Genomic DNA, 18,308 nt, shown 5'->3' on the forward strand with positions numbered 1-18,308 from the left:
CGCAAGCGGGTGATCAGCGGCGATGCGCCTCGGGGTGGTGCAGGCACCAGCCCTCCCAGGCCGAGACGACCATGCTGCGAAGGTCGTGCCGGGCGCTCCAGCCGAGCTCCTTGGCGATTCTCTCGTTCGACGCCACGACACGCGCCGGATCACCCGGTCGGCGCGGCTCGGTGAGCGGCGCCAGGCCGGTGCTGCCGGTGACGTCCGCGATCAGGTCCGCCATTTCCCGCACCGACACGCCCCGCCCCGTGCCCACGTTCAGCGTCAGGTCGCCCGCGCCGGGACGCTGCTGCAGGTGGCGGGCCGCGGCCAGGTGGGCGGTGGCCAGGTCCTCGATGTGGATGTAGTCCCGCACGCAGGTGCCGTCGGGCGTGTCGTAGTCGTCGCCGAAGATCCGGGGCCGTTCCCCGCGGGTGATCCGGTCGAACATCATCGGGATGATGTTGAAGATGCCGGTGTCGGCCAGTTCCGGCCGCGCCGCACCCGCCACGTTGAAGTACCGCAGGCAGGCGGTGGAGATCCCGTGCGCGGCACCCGTCGCCCGCACCAGCCACTCGCCGGCCAGCTTGGTCTCGCCGTACGGGTTGATCGGCAGGCAGGGCGTGGCCTCGGTGACCAGGTCGGTGTCCGGCGTGCCGTAGACGGCCGCGGAGGAGGAGAACACGAAGCTGCGGATCCCGGCCGCCACGACCGCCTCCAGCAGCACGGTCAGCCCGTGCAGGTTCTGCCGGTAGTACAGCAGCGGCTTCTCGACCGACTCCCCGACCTGCTTCTTCGCCGCGAGGTGCACCACACCGGTGACGCCCAGCTCCGCGAACGTACGGTCGAGCAGCTCCCGGTCCAGGACCGAGCCCCGCACCAGGGGAACGGCGTCGGGCAGCCGGGCGGCCGTGCCCGTGGACAGGTCGTCCAGGACCGCCACCCGCTCCCCGGCCTCCGTCATCGCCCGGGCCACGTGCGCCCCGATGTATCCCGCTCCGCCTGTGATCAGCCACGTCATATGCCGCACCCTAATCCAGCCGACTGACGGGAAACGTTTCCTCCCGGGGATCCTCCGTCCGTGGGAACCACCGGCGCCCGGCGGGCGTCCTGTCAGCGACGGGACCGCTGGGTGCACGTGCGGTGAACGGCGGCTTCCGTTGATCCGATAGCCTCTGCCGACGTGCCGTACGCCGCCCCGCAGCCGGGGCCCCGCGCGCCGCACCCCCCGGCCACCGCGCCGCGACGACCGCGGCATCCGGGGCGGCCACGTCAGCTGCAAGGAGTGAGTTCGTCTGCCGACCGCCATCCTCACCGGTACGCCGCCCGCCGGATCCTCCGTCGAGGACGACCTGCGGTCGCTGGGTTTTGACGTGCGCACGGCGGCCGGAGCGGCCGCCACCGCCGCGGAGCTCGCCGCCGTCCCGGCCGCCGACCGCGTCGCCGTCGTCGACCCCCGCTTCACCGGCCACGTCCACGCCCTGCGCCTCGCCCTGACCGACCCCCGCTTCCCCGCGGGCGCCGTGCCGGGCGCCCTCGCGGTCCAGCCGGAGGCACGGACCGCACTGGCACGTGCCGCCGAAACGGGTGCGGCCGGGCCGGGCGAGGCGCCCGGGCGTGCGCACCCGCCGGCGGGCGGGGCCGGGGAGGGGCTTGCCGACCTCCTCGCCGCCCGGCTGGAGGCCGCCGGCGTCGCCGTGCACCGCCCGGAGCTCGGCGTGCTCGTCGCCGAGGTGCCCGCGGACGAGGAGGCCCGGGCCAAGGCCCACGCCGCCACCGCGGCCGTCGACGACGAGGCCGTGCGGCTGCGCAGCGCCGTGAAGTCCCGCGACGGCTTCTTCACCACCTTCTTCATCAGCCCCTATTCGCGCTACATCGCGCGCTGGTGCGCCCGCCGCGGCCTGACCCCCAACCAGGTGACGACCGCCTCCCTGCTGACGGCGCTGATCGCCGCCGGCTGCGCGGCCACCGGCACGCGCGCCGGCTTCGTCGCCGCCGGCGCCCTGCTGATCGCCTCGTTCGTGCTCGACTGCACCGACGGCCAGCTGGCCCGCTACTCGCTGCAGTACTCCACGCTCGGCGCCTGGCTGGACGCCACCTTCGACCGCGCCAAGGAGTACGCGTACTACGCGGGCCTCGCCCTCGGCGCCGCCCGCGGCGGCGACGACGTCTGGGCGCTGGCCCTGGGCGCGATGGTGCTGCAGACGTGCCGGCACGTCGTGGACTTCGCCTTCACCGAGGCCAACCACGACGCGACGGCGAACACCAGCCCGACCGCCGCCCTGTCCGACCGGCTCGACAGCGTCGGCTGGACGGTCTGGGTGCGCCGCATGATCGTGCTGCCCATCGGGGAGCGCTGGGCCCTGATAGCGGTGCTCACCGCGCTCACCACCCCCCGCACCGTCTTCGTCGTGCTGCTCATCGGCTGCGCGTTCGCCGCCTGCTACACGACCGCGGGCCGCGTCCTGCGCTCCCTGACCCGCAAGGCCCGCCGCACCGACCGCGCCGCGCGGGCGCTGGGGGAGCTGACCGACTCGCTCCTGCTCACGCTGCTGCCGGCCCGCAAGGCGCCCGGCAAGGCGTACGCCGCGCCGGCGCTGGCCGTGCTGGCCGCAGTCGTCCTCCTGGCCGGCCCGCTGCTGCTGGGCACCGCCGGCACCTGGCGGGCGGTCGAGGAGGCCGGGCTGTACGCCGTGGTCTCGGCCATGGCCGTCCACCGCTCGCTCAAGGGCCCGCTGGACTGGCTGGTCCCGCCGGTCCTGCGGGCCGCCGAGTACGTCCTCGTCCTCGCTCTCGCGGCCCGCTCGGGCGTCCCCGGGGCGCTGCCCGCGGCGTTCGGGCTGGTCGCCGCGGTCGCCTACCATCACTACGACACGGTCTACCGCATCCGCGGTGGCACCGGTGCCCCCCCGCCGTGGCTCGTCCGCGCCACCGGCGGGCACGAGGGACGCGCTGTGGCGGTGACCATCGCCGCCGCCCTCTGGCACGGCCAGGGCTTCACCGTGGCGCTGACGGCCCTGGCGGCCGGCATCGCGCTCCTGGTGCTCTGCGAGAGCATCCGGTTCTGGGTGTCCGCCGGGGCGCCCGCTGTCCACGACGAATCAGGAGAACCCGCATGATCGGCCTCGTGCTGGCCGCCGGCGCCGGACGGCGCCTGCGTCCCTACACCGACACCCTGCCCAAGGCGCTGGTGCCGGTCGACGGTGAGACCACCGTTCTCGACCTGACCCTGGGCAACTTCGCGGAGGTCGGTCTGACCGAGGTCGCCATCGTCGTCGGCTACCGCAAGGAGGCCGTCTACGCCCGCAAGGAGGCCCTGGAGGCCAGGTACGGGCTGAAGCTGACGCTGATCGACAACGACAAGGCCGAGGAGTGGAACAACGCCTACTCCCTGTGGTGCGCGCGTGACGTCCTGAGCCGCGGGGTGATCCTCGCCAACGGCGACACCGTCCACCCGGTCTCCGTCGAGAAGACGCTGCTGGCCGCCCGCGGCGACGGCAAGAAGATCATCCTCGCCCTCGATGCGGTCAAGAAGCTCGCCGACGAGGAGATGAAGGTCGTCGTGGACGCCGGCAAGGGCGTCCGGAAGATCACCAAGCTGATGGAGCCCGGCGACGCCACCGGCGAGTACATCGGCGTCACCCTCATCGAGGCCGAGGCCGCCGCCGAGCTGGCCGACGCGCTCAAGGCCACCTTCGAGCGCGACCCCGACCTGTACTACGAGGACGGCTACCAGGAGCTCGTCGACCGCGGCTTCCAGGTGGACGTGGCGCCCATCGGCGACGTGCGCTGGGTCGAGATCGACAACCACGACGACCTCGCCAAGGGCCGGGAGATCGCGTGCCAGTACTGACGAGGCTCATCCCCTCGCCGGTCGTCGTCGACATCCGCCCCGGAGCGCTGGAGAACCTCGCCGGTCTCCTGCACGACCAGCGCATCTCCAGCTCCGGCAAGCTGGCGGTCGCCATCAGCGGGGGCTCCGGCGCCCAGCTGCGCGAGCGGCTGGCCCCGGCGCTGCCCGGCGCCTCCTGGTACGAGGTGGGCGGCGGCACCCTCGACGACGCCATCAGGCTCGGCGACCGCATGAAGAAGGGGCACTACGACGCCGTCGTGGGCCTCGGCGGCGGCAAGATCATCGACTGTGCCAAGTACGCCGCGGCCCGCATCGGCCTGCCGCTCGTGGCGGTCGCCACCAACCTCTCCCACGACGGGCTGTGCTCGCCGGTCGCCACCCTCGACAACGACGCGGGCCGCGGCTCCTACGGCGTGCCCAACCCGATCGCCGTCGTCATCGACCTCGACGTCATCCGCCGGGCCCCGGTGCGCTACGTGCGCTCCGGCATCGGCGACGCGATCTCCAACATCTCCGCCGTCGCCGACTGGGAGCTCTCCCACCGCGAGACCGGCGAGGACATCGACGGCCTGGCCGCCGCCATGGCCCGCCAGGCCGGCGAGGCCGTGCTGCGCCACCCCGGCGGCGTCGGCGACGACGGCTTCCTGCAGGTGCTGGCCGAGGGCCTGGTGCTCACCGGCATCTCGATGTCGGTCGCCGGCGACAGCCGCCCGGCCTCCGGCGCCTGCCACGAGATCAACCACGCCTTCGACCTGCTGCACCCCAAGCGGTCCGCCCCCCACGGCGAGCAGTGCGGCCTGGGGGCGGCCTTCGCGATGCACCTGCGCGGCGCCCACGAGGAGGCCGCGCTCATGGTCGAGGTCCTGCGCCGGCACGGCCTGCCCGTGCTGCCGGGCGAGATCGGCTTCACCGACGAGGAGTTCGTCGAGGTCGTCGACTACGCGCCGCGGACCCGCCCCGGGAGGTACACCATCCTGGAGCACCTCGACCTCTCCACCGACCAGATCAGGGACGCGTACGCCGACTATGCACAAACCGTCAGTCGCTGAACTCCGCCCGGTCGTCCACCCCGCGGGTGTGAAGGACCGGCGCAGTGGCGAGCACTGGATGGGCCGCCTGTACATGCGGGAGGTCTCGCTGCGGGTCGACCGCCATCTGGTGAACACCAAGGTCACGCCCAACCAGCTCACCTACCTGATGACCGTGGCGGGCGTCCTCGCGGCCCCGGCGCTGCTGGTGCCGGGGATCTGGGGCGCCGTCCTCGGTGTCGTCATGGTGCAGCTCTACCTGCTGCTGGACTGCGTCGACGGCGAGATCGCCCGCTGGAAGAAGCAGTACTCGAACTCCGGGGTGTACCTGGACCGGGTCGGCGCCTACCTGTGCGACGCCGCCGTCCTGGTGGGCCTCGGCCTGCGCGCCGCCGACCTGTGGGGCGGCGGCCGGATCGACTGGCTGTGGGCCTTCCTCGGCACCCTCGCCGCGCTCGGCGCCGTCCTGATCAAGGCCGAGACCGACCTCGTCGGCGTCGCCCGCCACCAGGCCGGTCTGCCGCCCGTCAAGGAGGCCGCGTCCGAGCCGCGCTCCTCCGGCATGGCGCTGGCCCGCAAGGCCGCCGCGGCGCTGAAGTTCCACCGCCTGATCCTCGGCATCGAGGCGTCCTTGCTGATCCTGCTGCTGGCGATCCTGGACGCGGTCAGGGGCGATCTGTTCTTCACCCGCCTGGGCACCGCCGTCCTGGCCGGCATCGCCCTGCTGCAGACGGTGCTGCACCTGGTGTCCATCCTGGCGTCGAGCAGGCTGCGATGAGCGGGGGCGCGATGAGTGACGCACGCAAGCACGCGAAGGTCGGCGCGGTCGTGCTGACCATGGGCAACCGCCCCGACGACCTGCGGGCGCTGCTGGAGTCGGTCGCCAAGCAGAGCGGCGATCCGATCGAGGTCGCGGTGGTCGGCAACGGCTGCCCGCTGCCGGAGCTGAACGTGGCGGGCCTTGCGATCCGCACCGTCGAGCTGCCGGAGAACGTGGGCATCCCGGCCGGCCGCAACGCCGGCATCGAGGCCTTCGGCCCGGCCGGCCGCGACGTCGACATCCTGCTCTTCCTGGACGACGACGGCCTGCTGCCCCGGCAGGACACGGCCGAGCTGTGCCGCGCGGCCTTCGCCGCCGACCCCCGGCTCGGCATCATCAGCTTCCGCATCGCCGACCCGGACACCGGCGTCACCCAGCGCCGCCACGTGCCGCGCCTGCGCGCCGCGGACCCGATGCGCTCCTCGCGGGTGACCACCTTCCTGGGCGGCGCCAACGCGGTGCGCACCCGGGTCTTCGCCGAGGTCGGCGGGCTGCCGGACGAGTTCTTCTACGCGCACGAGGAGACCGACCTGGCCTGGCGGGCCCTGGACGCGGGCTGGATGATCGACTACCGGTCGGACATGGTCCTGCACCACCCGACGACCGCCCCCAGCCGGCACGCGGTCTACCACCGCATGGTGGCCCGCAACCGCGTCTGGCTGGCCCGCCGCAACCTGCCCGCCCCCCTGGTCCCCGTGTACGTGGGGGTCTGGCTGCTGCTGACCCTGGCCCGGCGGCCCTCCCTGCCCGCGCTGCGCGCGTGGCTGGGCGGCTTCCGGGAGGGGTGGACGACCCCGTGCGGGCCGCGGCGCCCCATGAAGTGGCGTACCGTGTGGCGCCTGACCCGACTGGGTCGACCGCCCGTGATCTGACAAGCTCGTATCCGAGAGTCGTGTCGAAGAGCATGGGGCGCGCCCCGGGGTCCGGCCCCGAAAGGCGCGCCTTGAGGACGAAAGTGTCAACTGTGAGCGAGACAACGCACGACAGTGCGGTCGCCCTGACTGTGCCGTCGTCACCCGACGACGGACTGTCCGCCGCCGAGCTGGCCCGCAAGTACGGCCTCGCGGTGAGCGGCGCCCGGCCGTCCCTGGCCGCGTACACGCGGCAGCTGTGGGAGCGGCGCCACTTCATCTCCGCCTTCTCGCGGGCGAAGCTGACCGCTCAGTACAGCCAGGCCAAGCTGGGCCAGGTCTGGCAGGTGGCCACGCCCCTGCTGAACGCCGTCGTGTACTACTTCATCTTCGGCGTGATGATGGACCAGAAGCGGAGCCTGCCGACGAACACGTACATCCCGTTCCTGGTGACGGGTGTGTTCGTCTTCACCTTCACCCAGAGCTCGGCCATGGCGGGCGTCCGGGCGATCGCGGGCAACCTGGGCCTGGTCCGGGCCCTGCACTTCCCCCGGGCGGCCCTGCCGATCTCCTTCGCGCTCCAGCAGCTCCAGCAGCTGCTCTACTCGATGATCGTGCTGGCCCTCGTCCTGGTCGCCTGCGGGCACATGCCGTCGGCGGCCTGGCTGATGATCATCCCGGTGCTGGCGTTCCAGTTCCTCTTCAACACCGGACTGGCGCTGATCCTGGCCCGCGCGGGCAGCAAGACCCCCGACCTGGCCCAGCTGCTGCCGTTCCTGCTGCGCACCTGGATGTACGCCTCGGGCGTGATGTACAGCCTGGTCGACAACCTCAAGCGGACCCATGCGTCCCAGTGGGTGATCGATCTGCTGGGGGCCAACCCGGCGGCCGTCTACATCGACCTGATGCGCTACGCGCTGATCGACGACTACGGGGCGAAGCACCTGCCGCCGCACGTGTGGGCGCTGGCGGTCGGCTGGGCCGTGCTGATCGGCGTCGGCGGCTTCGTCTACTTCTGGAAGGCTGAGGAGAAGTACGGCCGTGGCTGAGCAGATCACCCCCAAGGGCGCCGAGCGCGTCCCCACCGTGATCGCGGACGACGTCCACATCGTCTACCGCGTCTACGGCGGCAACACCGGCCGGGGCAGTGCCACGGCCGCCCTGAACCGGATCGTCCGCCGGCAGCCGAGCGCCGGCGTGCGGGAGGTGCACGCCGTCAAGGGCGTGAGCTTCACCGCCTACCGGGGCCAGGCCATCGGCCTGATCGGCTCCAACGGCTCCGGCAAGTCGACCCTGCTCAAGGCGATCGCCGGGCTGCTGCCCGCCGAGCGCGGCAAGGTCTACACCGACGGCCAGCCCTCCCTGCTGGGCGTCAACGCCGCCCTGATGAACGACCTGACCGGCGAGAAGAACGTGATGCTCGGCGGTCTGGCGATGGGCATGAGCCGGGAGCAGATCAAGGAGCGCTATCAGGACATCGTCGACTTCTCGGGGATCAACGAGAAGGGCGACTTCATCACGCTCCCGATGCGCACGTACTCCTCCGGCATGGCCGCTCGGCTGCGCTTTTCGATCGCCGCGGCCAAGGACCACGACGTGCTGATGATCGACGAGGCGCTGGCCACCGGCGACCGGGCCTTCCAGAAGCGCTCCGAGGAGCGCATCCGGGAGCTGCGCAAGGAGGCCGGCACGGTCTTCCTCGTCAGCCACAACAACAAGTCGATCCGGGACACCTGCGACCGGGTGCTGTGGCTGGAGCGCGGGGAGCTGCTGATGGACGGGCCGACCGACGAGGTCGTGCGGGCCTACGAGAAGGAGACGGCCCGCTGACGTCCGAATGTGACGTACAAGGCCCCCGCCGGAGCCCTCCGGCGGGGGCCTTGACCCATCCGTGACGGTCAACTGGCTTATTGGCAGGGTTGATTCGCGCGCCGCGTGGCATTGTATGGATCAAGCACGTACCCCGGCGGGCGTCGGACGTTTGTACGGCGTACGCTGTAGCCTGCTCTTTTGCGGCCGTTTTGCGGCCGGCTCCGCAGGGGGCGACCCGGAGGGAGGCCGGGGGCACGGCCCAGCCTGCGGCGTGTCCGAAATAGGATGTTCTGGGTCGGCAGTGTAGAACGGGAGATGTGACGGCAATGGCGGCATTGGCTACGGGGCCTCTCCAGGTCACAGGCGCGTACGCCGTCCCCGGTCCGGGCAGCCCGCAGTGACCGCCGGGACGGACGCGCACGCGCGCGCCGTGCTCGACAAGGCCGCGTACGAGAACTTCCCCGTGGCGCCCTTCTTCGTGCCCCGCGCCTGGCGCCAGGACCTCATGGCCGTCTACGGCTACGCCCGCCTCGTCGACGACATCGGCGACGGCGACCTCGCCCCCGGCGGCCGCGACGCCGAGCTGCTCGGCCTGGACCGCGAGCAGAGCGACGACCGCCCCGCCATGCTGGACGCCTTCGAGGCCGACCTGCGCCGGGTCTTCGACCACGGCGGCACCGGCCCCCGCCACCCCCTGCTGATGCGCCTGCGCCCGACCGTGCGCCGGTGCGGCCTGACCCCCGAGCCCTTCCTCGGCCTCATCGAGGCCAACCGCCAGGACCAGCGGGTGCGCCGCTACGAGACGTATGCGGACCTGCTCGCCTACTGCGAGCTGTCCGCCAACCCCGTCGGCCGCCTGGTCCTGGGCATCACCGGCACCGCAAGCCCCGAGCGGATCCGCCGCTCGGACGCGGTCTGCACCGCCCTGCAGATCGTCGAACACATCCAGGACGTCGCCGAGGACCTGCGGCGCGACCGCGTCTACCTGCCCGCCGAGGACCTGCGGCGCTTCCGCGTCGCCGTGCCCGACCTCGCCCGCCCCACGGCCAGCGCATCAGTGCGTGCCCTGGTCGCGTTCGAGGCCGAACGCGCCGGGCGCCTGCTGAATGAAGGGACCCCCCTGGTGGGTAGCGTCCACGGCAGGCTCAGGCTGTTGCTCGCGGGGTTCGTGGGCGGGGGGAGGGCCGCACTCCGTGCGGTCGCCGCCGCGGGGCACGACGTTCTCCCCGGACCGCCCAAGCCCACCAGGCTCAGCATGCTGCGCGCGGTGGGGGCGACACTGCGAAGAGAGGGGTGAGCGGGATCGTGACCGCAACACCGCACGCGTCGCCGCCGGTACTCGCCGCGTACAGCTACTGCGAGGCCGTCACCGGACAGCAGGCGGGCAACTTCAGCTACGGCATCCGGCTGCTGCCGGCCGCGAAGAGGCGGGCCATGTCCGCCCTGTACGCCTTCTCCCGGCGCGTCGACGACATCGGGGACGGCCCCCTGGACGCCGAGTCCAAGCGCCTGCGCCTGGAGGACGCCCGCACCACGCTGGAGCGCATCCGCGCCGGCGAGGTCGACGAGGACGACACCGACCCGGTGGCCGTCGCGCTCGCCCACGCCGTGCGCCGCTTCCCCATCCCCATCGGCGGGCTCGACGAGCTCATCGACGGGGTCCAGATGGACGTGCGCGGCCAGACCTACGAGACCTGGGAGGACCTCGCCGGCTACTGCCGCTGCGTGGCCGGCGCCATCGGCCGGCTCTCCCTCGGCGTCTTCGGCACCGTCCCCGGCGCCCGGGAGGCCGCCCGCGCCCCCGAGTACGCCGACACCCTGGGCCTGGCCCTGCAGCTCACCAACATCCTGCGCGACCTGCGCGAGGACGCCGAGGGCGGCCGCACCTACCTGCCCGCCGAGGACCTCGCCAAGTTCGGCTGTTCCGCCGGCTTCGCCTCCCCCCGGCCCCCGGCCGGGGCCGACTTCACCGGCCTGGTGCAGCACGAGGTCCGCCGGGCCCGCGCGCTGTTCGCCGAGGGCACCAGGCTGCTGCCCATGCTCGACCGGCGCAGCGGCGCCTGCGTCGCCGCCATGGCCGGCATCTACCGCCGGCTCCTGGAGCGCATCGCCGAGGACCCCGCCGCCGTGCTGCGCGGCCGCGTCTCGCTGCCCGGCCGGGAGAAGGCCTTCGTCGCCGTGCGCGGACTGTCCGGGTACGACGCCCGCAGCGTCCACCGGCAGACCGCCAGGGGGCGCGCTTGATGACCCGCCCCCGCGACGGCGAGCGGTGTGCAACCCTCCGCCCGGTCCTCGCGTCCCTGACAGCAGCCGAGGGGAAGCGCGCATGACAGCACAGAGCACCACCCGGCCCCGTACAGACGAAGCAGGCCGCCCCGAGGGGGCGGCCGCGGTAGTGATCGGGGGCGGGCTCGCCGGCATCACCGCGGCGCTCCAGCTCGCGGCCGCCGGCGTCCGCGTCACCCTGCTCGAAGGCCGGCCCCGCCTGGGCGGGCTCGCCTTCTCCTTCACCCGCGGCGAGCTGAGCATCGACAACGGCCAGCACGTCTACCTGCGCTGCTGCACCGCCTACCGGTGGTTCCTCGACCGCGTGGGCGCCTCCCACCTCGCCCCTCTGCAGGACCGGCTCGACGTGCCCGTCCTCGACGTCGGCCACCCCTCCGGGCGGCCCCGCCTGGGCCGGCTGCGCCGCACCGCCCTGCCCGTGCCGCTGCACCTGGCGGCCAGCCTCGCCACCTACCCCCACCTCTCGCTCGCCGAACGGGCCTCCGTCGGCCGCGCCGCGCTCGCCCTGCGCACCCTCGACCCGGCCGACCCCGCCCTCGACGGCACCGACTTCGCCACCTGGCTGCACCGCCACGGCCAGTCGCCCCGCACCGTCGAGGCCCTGTGGGACCTGGTGGGCATCGCCACCCTCAACGCCACCGCCGACCAGGCCTCCCTCGGCCTGGCCGCCAAGGTCTTCGGGACGGGGCTGCTGTCCGAGCCCGGCGCCGCCGACATCGGCTGGGCCCGCGTGCCCCTCGGCGAGCTGCACCACACCCGCGCCGGCGCGGCCCTCGACGCGGCCGGCGTGCGCACCGCACTGCGCACCCGCGCCACCCGCATCACCCGCCGCCCCGACGGCACCTGGCAGGTGGACGCCGAATCGGGCCCGCACCGCGCCGAGAGCCTCACGGCGGACACCGTGGTGCTCGCCGTGCCCCAGCGCGAGGCCCACGACCTGCTGCCCACCGGCGCCCTCGACGAGCCCGACCGGCTGCTGCGGATCGGCACCGCGCCCATCCTCAACCTGCACGTCGTCTACGACCGCAAGGTGCTGCGGCAGCCCTTCTTCGCGGCCCTCGGCTCTCCCGTGCAGTGGGTCTTCGACCGCACCGACTCCTCCGGCCTGGCCGCGGCCGGCGGCGGCCAGTACCTCGCCGTCTCCCAGTCGGCCGCCCAGGACGACATCGACCGCCCCGTCGCCGAACTGCGCGCGCGTTACCTGCCCGAGCTCGAGCGGCTGCTGCCCGCCGCCCGCACCGCGGTCGTGAAGGACTTCTTCGTCACCCGCGAGCGCACGGCGACGTTCGCCCCCACCCCGGGCGTCGGCCGGCTGCGGCCGGACGCCCCCACGAACGCGCCCGGCCTCTACCTGGCCGGAGCGTGGACCGCCACCGGCTGGCCCGCGACCATGGAGGGCGCGGTGCGCAGCGGTGCGAGCGCCGCCCGCGCAGCACTCTCCCGGCTCGGCCGGCCGCACCAGGACCCCCTGCGGGAGGCGGCGGTATGAACCAGCGAGCCCTCAAGGAGCGCGTCCCGCCGGGCGGGCCGCGCACGAGCACGACCACCAGAGGAGAGACCGTGACATCGGCGATCCCAGCTGTCGACACCGCGGGCGTACGCGCCCTGCTGGAGCGCGGACGGACGCTTGCCACGCCGGTGCTGCGTGCCGCCGTGGCCCGGCTCGCCGCACCCATGGACACCGTCGCCGCCTACCACTTCGGCTGGATCGACACCGACGGCAAGCCGATCGACGGCGATCAGGGCAAGGCCGTCCGGCCCGCCCTCGCCCTGCTGTCGGCCGAGGCCGCCGGCGCCTCCGCCGAGGTGGGCGTCCCCGGCGCCGTCGCCGTCGAGCTCGTGCACAACTTCTCGCTGCTGCACGACGACCTGATGGACGGCGACGAGCAGCGCCGCCACCGCGACACCGTCTGGAAGGCCTACGGTCCCGCCCAGGCCATCCTCGTCGGCGACGCCCTCTTCGCCCTCGCCAACGAGGTGCTCCTGGAGCTCGGCACCGTCGAGGCCGGCCGTGCCACCCGGCGCCTGACCACGGCCACCCGCAAGCTCATCGACGGCCAGGCCCAGGACATCTCCTACGAGCACCGCGAGCGCGTCACCGTGGCGGAGTGCCTGGAGATGGAGGGCAACAAGACCGGCGCCCTGCTGGCCTGCGCCGTCTCCATCGGCGCCGTCCTCGGCGGCGCCGACGAGGCCACCGCCGACCGGCTGGAGGCCTACGGCTACCACCTGGGCCTGGCCTTCCAGGCCGTCGACGACCTGCTGGGCATCTGGGGCGACCCGGTGGCCACCGGCAAGCAGACCTGGAGCGACCTGCGGCAGCGCAAGAAGTCCCTCCCGGTCGTCGCCGCCCTCGCGGCCGGCGGCCCGGCCTCCCAGCACCTCGCCGGCATCCTCTCCGCCGATGCCAAGCTCACCGACGCCCAACTGGCCGACTTCGACGAGGAAGAATTCGCCAGCCGGGCGGCGTTGATCGAGGAGGCGGGCGGCCGGGAGTGGACCTCCCAGGAGGCCCGCCGCCAGCACGCCACCGCCATCGACGCCCTCGAAGGAGTCGACATGCCCGCCGAGGTCCGTGCCCAGCTGACCGCCCTCGCCGACTTCGTCGTCGTACGGAAGAGTTGATCGCCCATCACCTGACACCCCCACGCGGTCGCCGGCCGGTGCCTGTTTGCGCGGCACCGGCCGAGGCGGAACCCCGAAGTACGGCAGTCACGACAGTCACGGCAGTACGGCAGAGAAGGAACTCACTGCACTAGGGGACACCACATGACAGCGACGACCGACGGCACCGGGGCCCCGCCGCCCCGCGCGGCCGAGGCCGGCACGAGCACGACCGTCCTGCGCAACCCCACGGCGCCCCCCGGGCCGCCGAAGATCCAGGAAGCGGCGGTGCGCGCCGCCGCCCGCGCCGCCGAGCACCTGCTGGCCCGCCAGGACGAGCAGGGCTGGTGGAAGGGCGACCTGGAGACCAACGTCACCATGGACGCCGAGGACCTCCTCCTGCGGCGCTTCCTGGGCGTCGACGACGAGCGCACCACCGCGGCCGCCGCCCGCTGGATCCGCGCCCAGCAGCGCCCCGACGGCACCTGGGCCACCTTCCACGGCGGCCCCGGCGAGCTGTCCGCCTGCATCGAGGCCTACGTCGCCCTGCGGCTCGCCGGCGACGACCCCACCGAGCCCCACATGGCCGCGGCCGCCGCCTGGATCCGCGAGCACGGCGGCATCGCCGCGAGCCGCGTCTTCACCCGCATCTGGCTCGCCCTCTTCGGCTGGTGGCGCTGGGAGGACCTGCCGGAGCTCCCGCCCGAGATCATGTACCTGCCGAAGTGGTTCCCGCTGAACATCTACGACTTCGGCCAGTGGGCCCGGCAGACCATCGTCCCCCTGACCGTCGTCTCCGCCCTGCGCCCCGTGCGGCCCGGCCCCTTCGCCCTGGACGAGCTGCACACCGACCCCGGGCGGCCGAACCCGCCGCGCCCGCTCGCCCCCGCCGCCAGCTGGGACGGCCTTTTCCAGCGCCTGGACAAGGCGCTGCACGTCTACCACCGGCTGCCCCTCGCCCCGCTGCGCCGCGCCGCCCTGAACACCGCGGCCCGCTGGATCGTCGAGCGGCAGGAGAACGACGGCTGCTGGGGCGGCATCCAGCCGCCCGCCGTCTACTCGGTCATCGCCCTGCACCTGCTGGGCTACGACCTGGACCACCCCGTCCTGCGCGAGGGACTGGCCTCGCTGGACCGTTTCGCCGTCTGGCACACCGGCGCCGACGGCGAGCCCGTGCGGATGATCGAGGCGTGCCAGTCCCCGGTCTGGGACACCTGCCTGGCCGTCACCGCCCTCGCCGACGCCGGCCTGCCGGCCGACCACCCGGCCCTGGTGCGCGCCGCCGACTGGATGCTCGACGAGCAGATCACCCGCCCCGGCGACTGGACCGTGCGCCGCCCGCACCTGGAGCCCGGCGGCTGGGCGTTCGAGTTCCACAACGACACCTACCCCGACATCGACGACACCGCCGAGGTCGTCCTCGCCCTCAAGCGGGTGCACCACCCCGACCCGGCCCGCGTCGAGGCGGCGGTGCGCCGGGCCGCCCGGTGGGCGGTGGGCATGCGCTCGCGCAACGGCGCCTGGGGGGCGTTCGACGCCGACAACACCAGCACCCTGCCCAACAGACTGCCCTTCTGCGACTTCGGCGAGGTCGTCGACCCGCCCTCGGCCGACGTCACCGCCCACGTCGTGGAGATGCTGGCCTTCCTCGGCAAGCAGCACGACCCCCGGGCCCGGCGCGGCATCGAGTGGCTGCTCGCGGAGCAGGAGGACAGCGGCGCCTGGTTCGGCCGGTGGGGCGTGAACTACGTCTACGGCACCGGCTCGGTCGTCCCCGCCCTGACGGCCGCCGGCCTGCCCGCCTCCCACCCCGCGGTGCGCCGGGCCGTCGCCTGGCTCACCAGCGTGCAGAACCCGGACGGCGGCTGGGGCGAGGACCTGCGCTCCTACCGCGACCCCGCCTGGATCGGCCGCGGCGCCTCCACCGCCTCGCAGACCGCCTGGGCCCTGATGGCCCTGCTGGCCGCGGGCGAGCGCGAGAGCGAGGCCGTCCAGCGCGGGGTGCTGTTCCTGGCGGAGACGCAAGGGGAGGACGGCGCCTGGGACGAGCCGTACTTCACCGGCACCGGCTTCCCCTGGGACTTCTCCATCAACTACCACCTCTACCGCCAGGTCTTCCCGCTCACCGCACTCGGCCGCTACCTGCACGGCGAACCCTCCGCCGCCCCCCGGCTGGAGGGCTGATGACCCACGGCACGGACACGCCCGACCCCGCACCGCTGCTGATCGCCTGCGCCCTCGGCATCGAGCGGCTGGCCCTGCGCGGGGGCGCGGGCGGTGCCGCCGGGCCCGTGACCGTACTGCGTACGGGCATGGGGCCGCAGGCGGCGGACCGTGCCGTCACCCGGGTCCTCGCCGAGGCCCGCCGGCAGGGCGAGATGGGCGACGCCGCCGTCATCGCCACCGGCTTCTGCGCCGGGCTGGCGCCGGGGATGCACCCCGGCGACCTGGTCGTCGCCGACGAGACCCGCGACGCCGCCGGGCGCACCGAGTGCGTCGGGGTCGAGCTGCTGGCCAAGGAGCTCACCCGGGTCGCCCCCCGGCGCGTCATCCACACCGGGCCGCTCGTGGGCTCGGACCACGTCGTGCGCGGCGCCGAGCGGGCCGCCCTGCACGCCTCGGGCGCACTGGCGGTGGACATGGAGTCCGCGGCCACGCTCCGGAGCGCCGTGCGTGCCGGGGCACGCCCCGTTGCCGCCGTAAGAGTGGTCGTGGACGCTCCGGAACACGAACTCGTACGCATCGGGACCCTGCGCGGTGGAATATCAGCCTTCCGCGTGCTGCGCACCGTCCTGCCGGCTTTTTTCGAATGGCACCGTTCTTTGCTGCTCCCCAGGAGGTGAGCCAGATGGCCATGCCGCTCCGCCAGACCATCAGGGTAGGAACCTACCTCTTCGAACAGAAGCTGCGGCGGCGGGAGAAGTTTCCGCTGATCGTGGAGCTCGAGCCGCTGTTCGCCTGCAACCTCAAGTGCGAGGGGTGCGGCAAGATCCAGCACCCCGCCGGCGTGCTCAAACAGCGCATGCCCGTTGCCCAGGCGGTCGGCGCGGTGCTGGAGTCCGGCGCCCCGATGGTCTCCATCGCCGGCGGCGAACCGCTGATGCACCCTCAGATCGACGAGATCGTGCGCCAATTGGTCGCCCGGCGCAAATACGTCTTCCTCTGCACCAACGCCCTGCTGCTGCGGAAGAAGATCGAGAAATTCACCCCCTCCCCCTACTTCGCCTTCGCGGTGCACATCGACGGTCTGCGGGAGCGGCACGACGCCTCGGTGGCGAAGGAGGGCGTCTTCGACGAGGCGGTGGAGGCCATCAAGGAGGCCAAGCGGCGCGGCTTCCGCGTCACCACCAACTCCACCTTCTTCAACACCGACACCCCGCAGACGGTCGTCGAGGTGCTCAACTACCTCAACGACGAGCTCAAGGTGGACGAGATGATGATCTCGCCCGCCTACGCCTACGAGAAGGCCCCCGACCAGGAGCACTTCCTCGGCGTCGAGCAGACCCGCGAGCTGTTCCGCAAGGCGTTCTCCGGCGGCAACCGGCGGCGCTGGCGGCTCAACCACAGCCCGCTGTTCCTCGACTTCCTGGAGGGCAAGGCGGACTTCCCCTGCACCGCCTGGGCCATCCCCAACTACTCCCTCTTCGGCTGGCAGCGCCCCTGCTACCTGATGAGCGACGGGTACGTGCCGACGTACCGCCAGCTGATCGAGGAGACCGACTGGGAGAAGTACGGCCGAGGCAAGGACGAGCGGTGCGCCAACTGCATGGCCCACTGCGGCTACGAGCCGACGGCCGTCCTGGCCACCATGGGCTCCCTCAAGGAGTCCCTGCGCGCCGCACGCGAGACCGTCTCCGGGAACCGGGGGTAGGCGCCGTGGACACCACGGAGCCCGTCTCCCTGGGCCTGCCCCCGGTGCCGCCCCGGCCCCTCGCGGAGCGCCGCCCCTCGCGGCGCATCCAGGTCGGGACGGTGCCGGTCGGCGGGGGCGCGCCGATCTCGGTGCAGTCCATGACCACCACGGTCACCGCGGACGTCGGCGCGACCCTGCAGCAGATCGCCGAGCTGACGGCCTCCGGCTGTCAGATCGTCCGGGTGGCCTGCCCCTCCCAGGACGACGCCGACGCGCTGCCGGTCATCGCGCGCAAGTCGCAGATCCCGGTGATCGCGGACATCCACTTCCAGCCGAAGTACGTCTTCGCCGCGATCGACGCCGGGTGTGCGGCGGTGCGCGTGAACCCGGGCAACATCCGGCAGTTCGACGACAAGGTCAGGGAGATCGCGAAGGCGGCCGGCGATGCCGGTGTGCCGATCCGCATCGGCGTGAACGCCGGGTCCCTCGACCGCCGCCTGCTGGAGAAGTACGGCAGGGCGACGCCGGAGGCCCTTGTCGAGTCGGCTCTGTGGGAGGCGTCGCTGTTCGAGGAGCACGGCTTCCGGGACATCAAGATCTCGGTCAAGCACAACGACCCGGTCGTGATGGTCAACGCCTACCGCCAGCTGGCCGCCCAGTGCGACTACCCGTTGCATCTGGGTGTGACGGAGGCGGGTCCGGCGTTCCAGGGCACCATCAAGTCGGCCGTCGCCTTCGGCGCCCTGCTCTCGGAGGGCATCGGCGACACCATCCGCGTCTCCCTCTCCGCCCCGCCGGCGGAGGAGATCAAGGTCGGCATCCAGATCCTGGAGTCCCTGGGTCTGCGCCAGCGCCGGCTGGAGATCGTCTCGTGCCCGTCCTGCGGCCGTGCGCAGGTGGACGTGTACAAGCTCGCGGACGAGGTCACCGCGGGCCTGGAGGGCATGGAGGTGCCGCTGCGCGTGGCCGTCATGGGCTGTGTCGTCAACGGCCCGGGCGAGGCGCGTGAGGCCGACCTCGGTGTCGCTTCCGGCAACGGCAAGGGCCAGATCTTCGTCAAGGGTGAGGTCATCAAGACCGTTCCCGAGTCGAAGATCGTGGAGACGCTCATCGAGGAGGCCATGAAGCTCGCCGAGCAGACGGGGAACGACGGCGGCCCCTCCGGGCCGCCCGCCGTCACCGTGCTCTGAAGCGGCGGCAGCAACAGGAACGAGCCCGGGGC

The 18,308-nt window shown here is 73.0% G+C and carries 16 protein-coding genes; 15 read left to right on the plus strand and 1 reads right to left on the minus strand.

Annotated features, from left to right (window positions below):
- Positions 1-13: 13 nt before the first annotated feature.
- Complete coding sequence (gene galE / locus ABD361_RS18550; RefSeq protein WP_344436512.1) at positions 14-1,000, minus strand: UDP-glucose 4-epimerase GalE; 987 nt, start codon at positions 998-1,000, stop codon at positions 14-16.
- A gap of 274 nt (positions 1,001-1,274) precedes the next feature.
- Here galE and ABD361_RS18555 point away from each other — a divergent pair, with 274 nt between their 5' ends.
- From ABD361_RS18555 to ispG, 15 genes are all read left to right on the plus strand, one after another.
- On the plus strand, positions 1,275-3,098 hold the full coding sequence (locus ABD361_RS18555) for a DUF5941 domain-containing protein (protein ID WP_344436631.1): 1,824 nt from the start codon (positions 1,275-1,277) through the stop codon (positions 3,096-3,098).
- Positions 3,095-3,832 (plus strand): phosphocholine cytidylyltransferase family protein, encoded by a 738-nt coding sequence (locus ABD361_RS18560; RefSeq protein WP_344436513.1) that lies wholly within the window; start codon positions 3,095-3,097, stop codon positions 3,830-3,832. Before ABD361_RS18555 ends, ABD361_RS18560 begins: the two co-directional genes overlap by 4 nt.
- Complete coding sequence (locus tag ABD361_RS18565) at positions 3,820-4,881, plus strand: iron-containing alcohol dehydrogenase family protein (RefSeq protein ID WP_344436514.1); 1,062 nt, start codon at positions 3,820-3,822, stop codon at positions 4,879-4,881. Before ABD361_RS18560 ends, ABD361_RS18565 begins: the two co-directional genes overlap by 13 nt.
- A complete protein-coding gene (locus ABD361_RS18570) occupies positions 4,859-5,638 on the plus strand; it encodes a CDP-alcohol phosphatidyltransferase family protein (protein WP_344436516.1) in 780 nt (259 codons plus the stop codon). The genes ABD361_RS18565 and ABD361_RS18570 overlap by 23 nt, the downstream gene beginning before the upstream one ends.
- A gap of 11 nt (positions 5,639-5,649) precedes the next feature.
- A complete protein-coding gene (locus ABD361_RS18575) occupies positions 5,650-6,552 on the plus strand; it encodes a glycosyltransferase family 2 protein (RefSeq protein WP_344436517.1) in 903 nt (300 codons plus the stop codon).
- A 92-nt stretch (positions 6,553-6,644) separates the two neighbouring features.
- Positions 6,645-7,580: an ABC transporter permease gene (locus tag ABD361_RS18580; protein WP_344436518.1), complete on the plus strand. Its 936-nt coding sequence runs from the start codon at positions 6,645-6,647 to the stop codon at positions 7,578-7,580.
- Positions 7,573-8,361, plus strand: a complete 789-nt coding sequence (locus ABD361_RS18585; RefSeq protein ID WP_344436519.1) for an ABC transporter ATP-binding protein — start codon at positions 7,573-7,575, stop codon at positions 8,359-8,361. Before ABD361_RS18580 ends, ABD361_RS18585 begins: the two co-directional genes overlap by 8 nt.
- Positions 8,362-8,740: 379 nt before the next feature.
- Positions 8,741-9,640, plus strand: coding sequence for a squalene synthase HpnC (gene hpnC / locus ABD361_RS18590; protein ID WP_425583249.1), 900 nt, complete (start codon positions 8,741-8,743; stop codon positions 9,638-9,640).
- The gene (hpnD, locus tag ABD361_RS18595) at positions 9,637-10,587 is read left to right on the plus strand and encodes a presqualene diphosphate synthase HpnD (RefSeq protein WP_344436520.1); all 951 of its coding nucleotides are present in this window, start codon (positions 9,637-9,639) and stop codon (positions 10,585-10,587) included. The genes hpnC and hpnD overlap by 4 nt, the downstream gene beginning before the upstream one ends.
- An 82-nt stretch (positions 10,588-10,669) precedes the next feature.
- Positions 10,670-12,118, plus strand: coding sequence for a hydroxysqualene dehydroxylase HpnE (gene hpnE / locus ABD361_RS18600; protein WP_344436521.1), 1,449 nt, complete (start codon positions 10,670-10,672; stop codon positions 12,116-12,118).
- Entirely contained in the window at positions 12,115-13,254 is a 1,140-nt protein-coding gene (locus tag ABD361_RS18605) for a polyprenyl synthetase family protein (RefSeq protein WP_344436522.1), read from the plus strand. Before hpnE ends, ABD361_RS18605 begins: the two co-directional genes overlap by 4 nt.
- A 144-nt stretch (positions 13,255-13,398) precedes the next feature.
- Complete coding sequence (gene shc, locus ABD361_RS18610; protein WP_344436523.1) at positions 13,399-15,417, plus strand: squalene--hopene cyclase; 2,019 nt, start codon at positions 13,399-13,401, stop codon at positions 15,415-15,417.
- Positions 15,417-16,076: a phosphorylase family protein gene (locus tag ABD361_RS18615; RefSeq protein WP_344436524.1), complete on the plus strand. Its 660-nt coding sequence runs from the start codon at positions 15,417-15,419 to the stop codon at positions 16,074-16,076. Before shc ends, ABD361_RS18615 begins: the two co-directional genes overlap by 1 nt.
- Before the next feature lie 5 nt (positions 16,077-16,081).
- Positions 16,082-17,104, plus strand: a complete 1,023-nt coding sequence (gene hpnH / locus ABD361_RS18620; RefSeq protein WP_344436525.1) for an adenosyl-hopene transferase HpnH — start codon at positions 16,082-16,084, stop codon at positions 17,102-17,104.
- Positions 17,105-17,109: 5 nt separating this feature from the next.
- Complete coding sequence (ispG, locus tag ABD361_RS18625) at positions 17,110-18,276, plus strand: flavodoxin-dependent (E)-4-hydroxy-3-methylbut-2-enyl-diphosphate synthase (RefSeq protein ID WP_344436526.1); 1,167 nt, start codon at positions 17,110-17,112, stop codon at positions 18,274-18,276.
- The last annotated feature ends 32 nt before the right edge of the window (positions 18,277-18,308 follow it).

The sequence above is a fragment of the Streptomyces luteosporeus genome (assembly GCF_039532865.1).
In the GTDB taxonomy this organism is placed as follows: Bacteria; Actinomycetota; Actinomycetes; order Streptomycetales; family Streptomycetaceae; genus Streptomyces; species Streptomyces luteosporeus.

What these genes read in the sequence shown, in the direction of transcription:
- galE (WP_344436512.1), bottom strand. Translation starts at nt 1,000, where the DNA reads ATGACGTGGCTGATCACAGGCGGAGCGGGATACATCGGGGCGCACGTG.
- ABD361_RS18560 (WP_344436513.1), top strand. Translation starts at nt 3,095, where the DNA reads ATGATCGGCCTCGTGCTGGCCGCCGGCGCCGGACGGCGCCTGCGTCCC.
- ABD361_RS18570 (WP_344436516.1), top strand. Translation starts at nt 4,859, where the DNA reads ATGCACAAACCGTCAGTCGCTGAACTCCGCCCGGTCGTCCACCCCGCG.
- ABD361_RS18575 (WP_344436517.1), top strand. Translation starts at nt 5,650, where the DNA reads ATGAGTGACGCACGCAAGCACGCGAAGGTCGGCGCGGTCGTGCTGACC.
- hpnE (WP_344436521.1), top strand. Translation starts at nt 10,670, where the DNA reads ATGACAGCACAGAGCACCACCCGGCCCCGTACAGACGAAGCAGGCCGC.
- ABD361_RS18605 (WP_344436522.1), top strand. Translation starts at nt 12,115, where the DNA reads ATGAACCAGCGAGCCCTCAAGGAGCGCGTCCCGCCGGGCGGGCCGCGC.
- shc (WP_344436523.1), top strand. Translation starts at nt 13,399, where the DNA reads ATGACAGCGACGACCGACGGCACCGGGGCCCCGCCGCCCCGCGCGGCC.
- ABD361_RS18615 (WP_344436524.1), top strand. Translation starts at nt 15,417, where the DNA reads ATGACCCACGGCACGGACACGCCCGACCCCGCACCGCTGCTGATCGCC.
- hpnH (WP_344436525.1), top strand. Translation starts at nt 16,082, where the DNA reads ATGGCCATGCCGCTCCGCCAGACCATCAGGGTAGGAACCTACCTCTTC.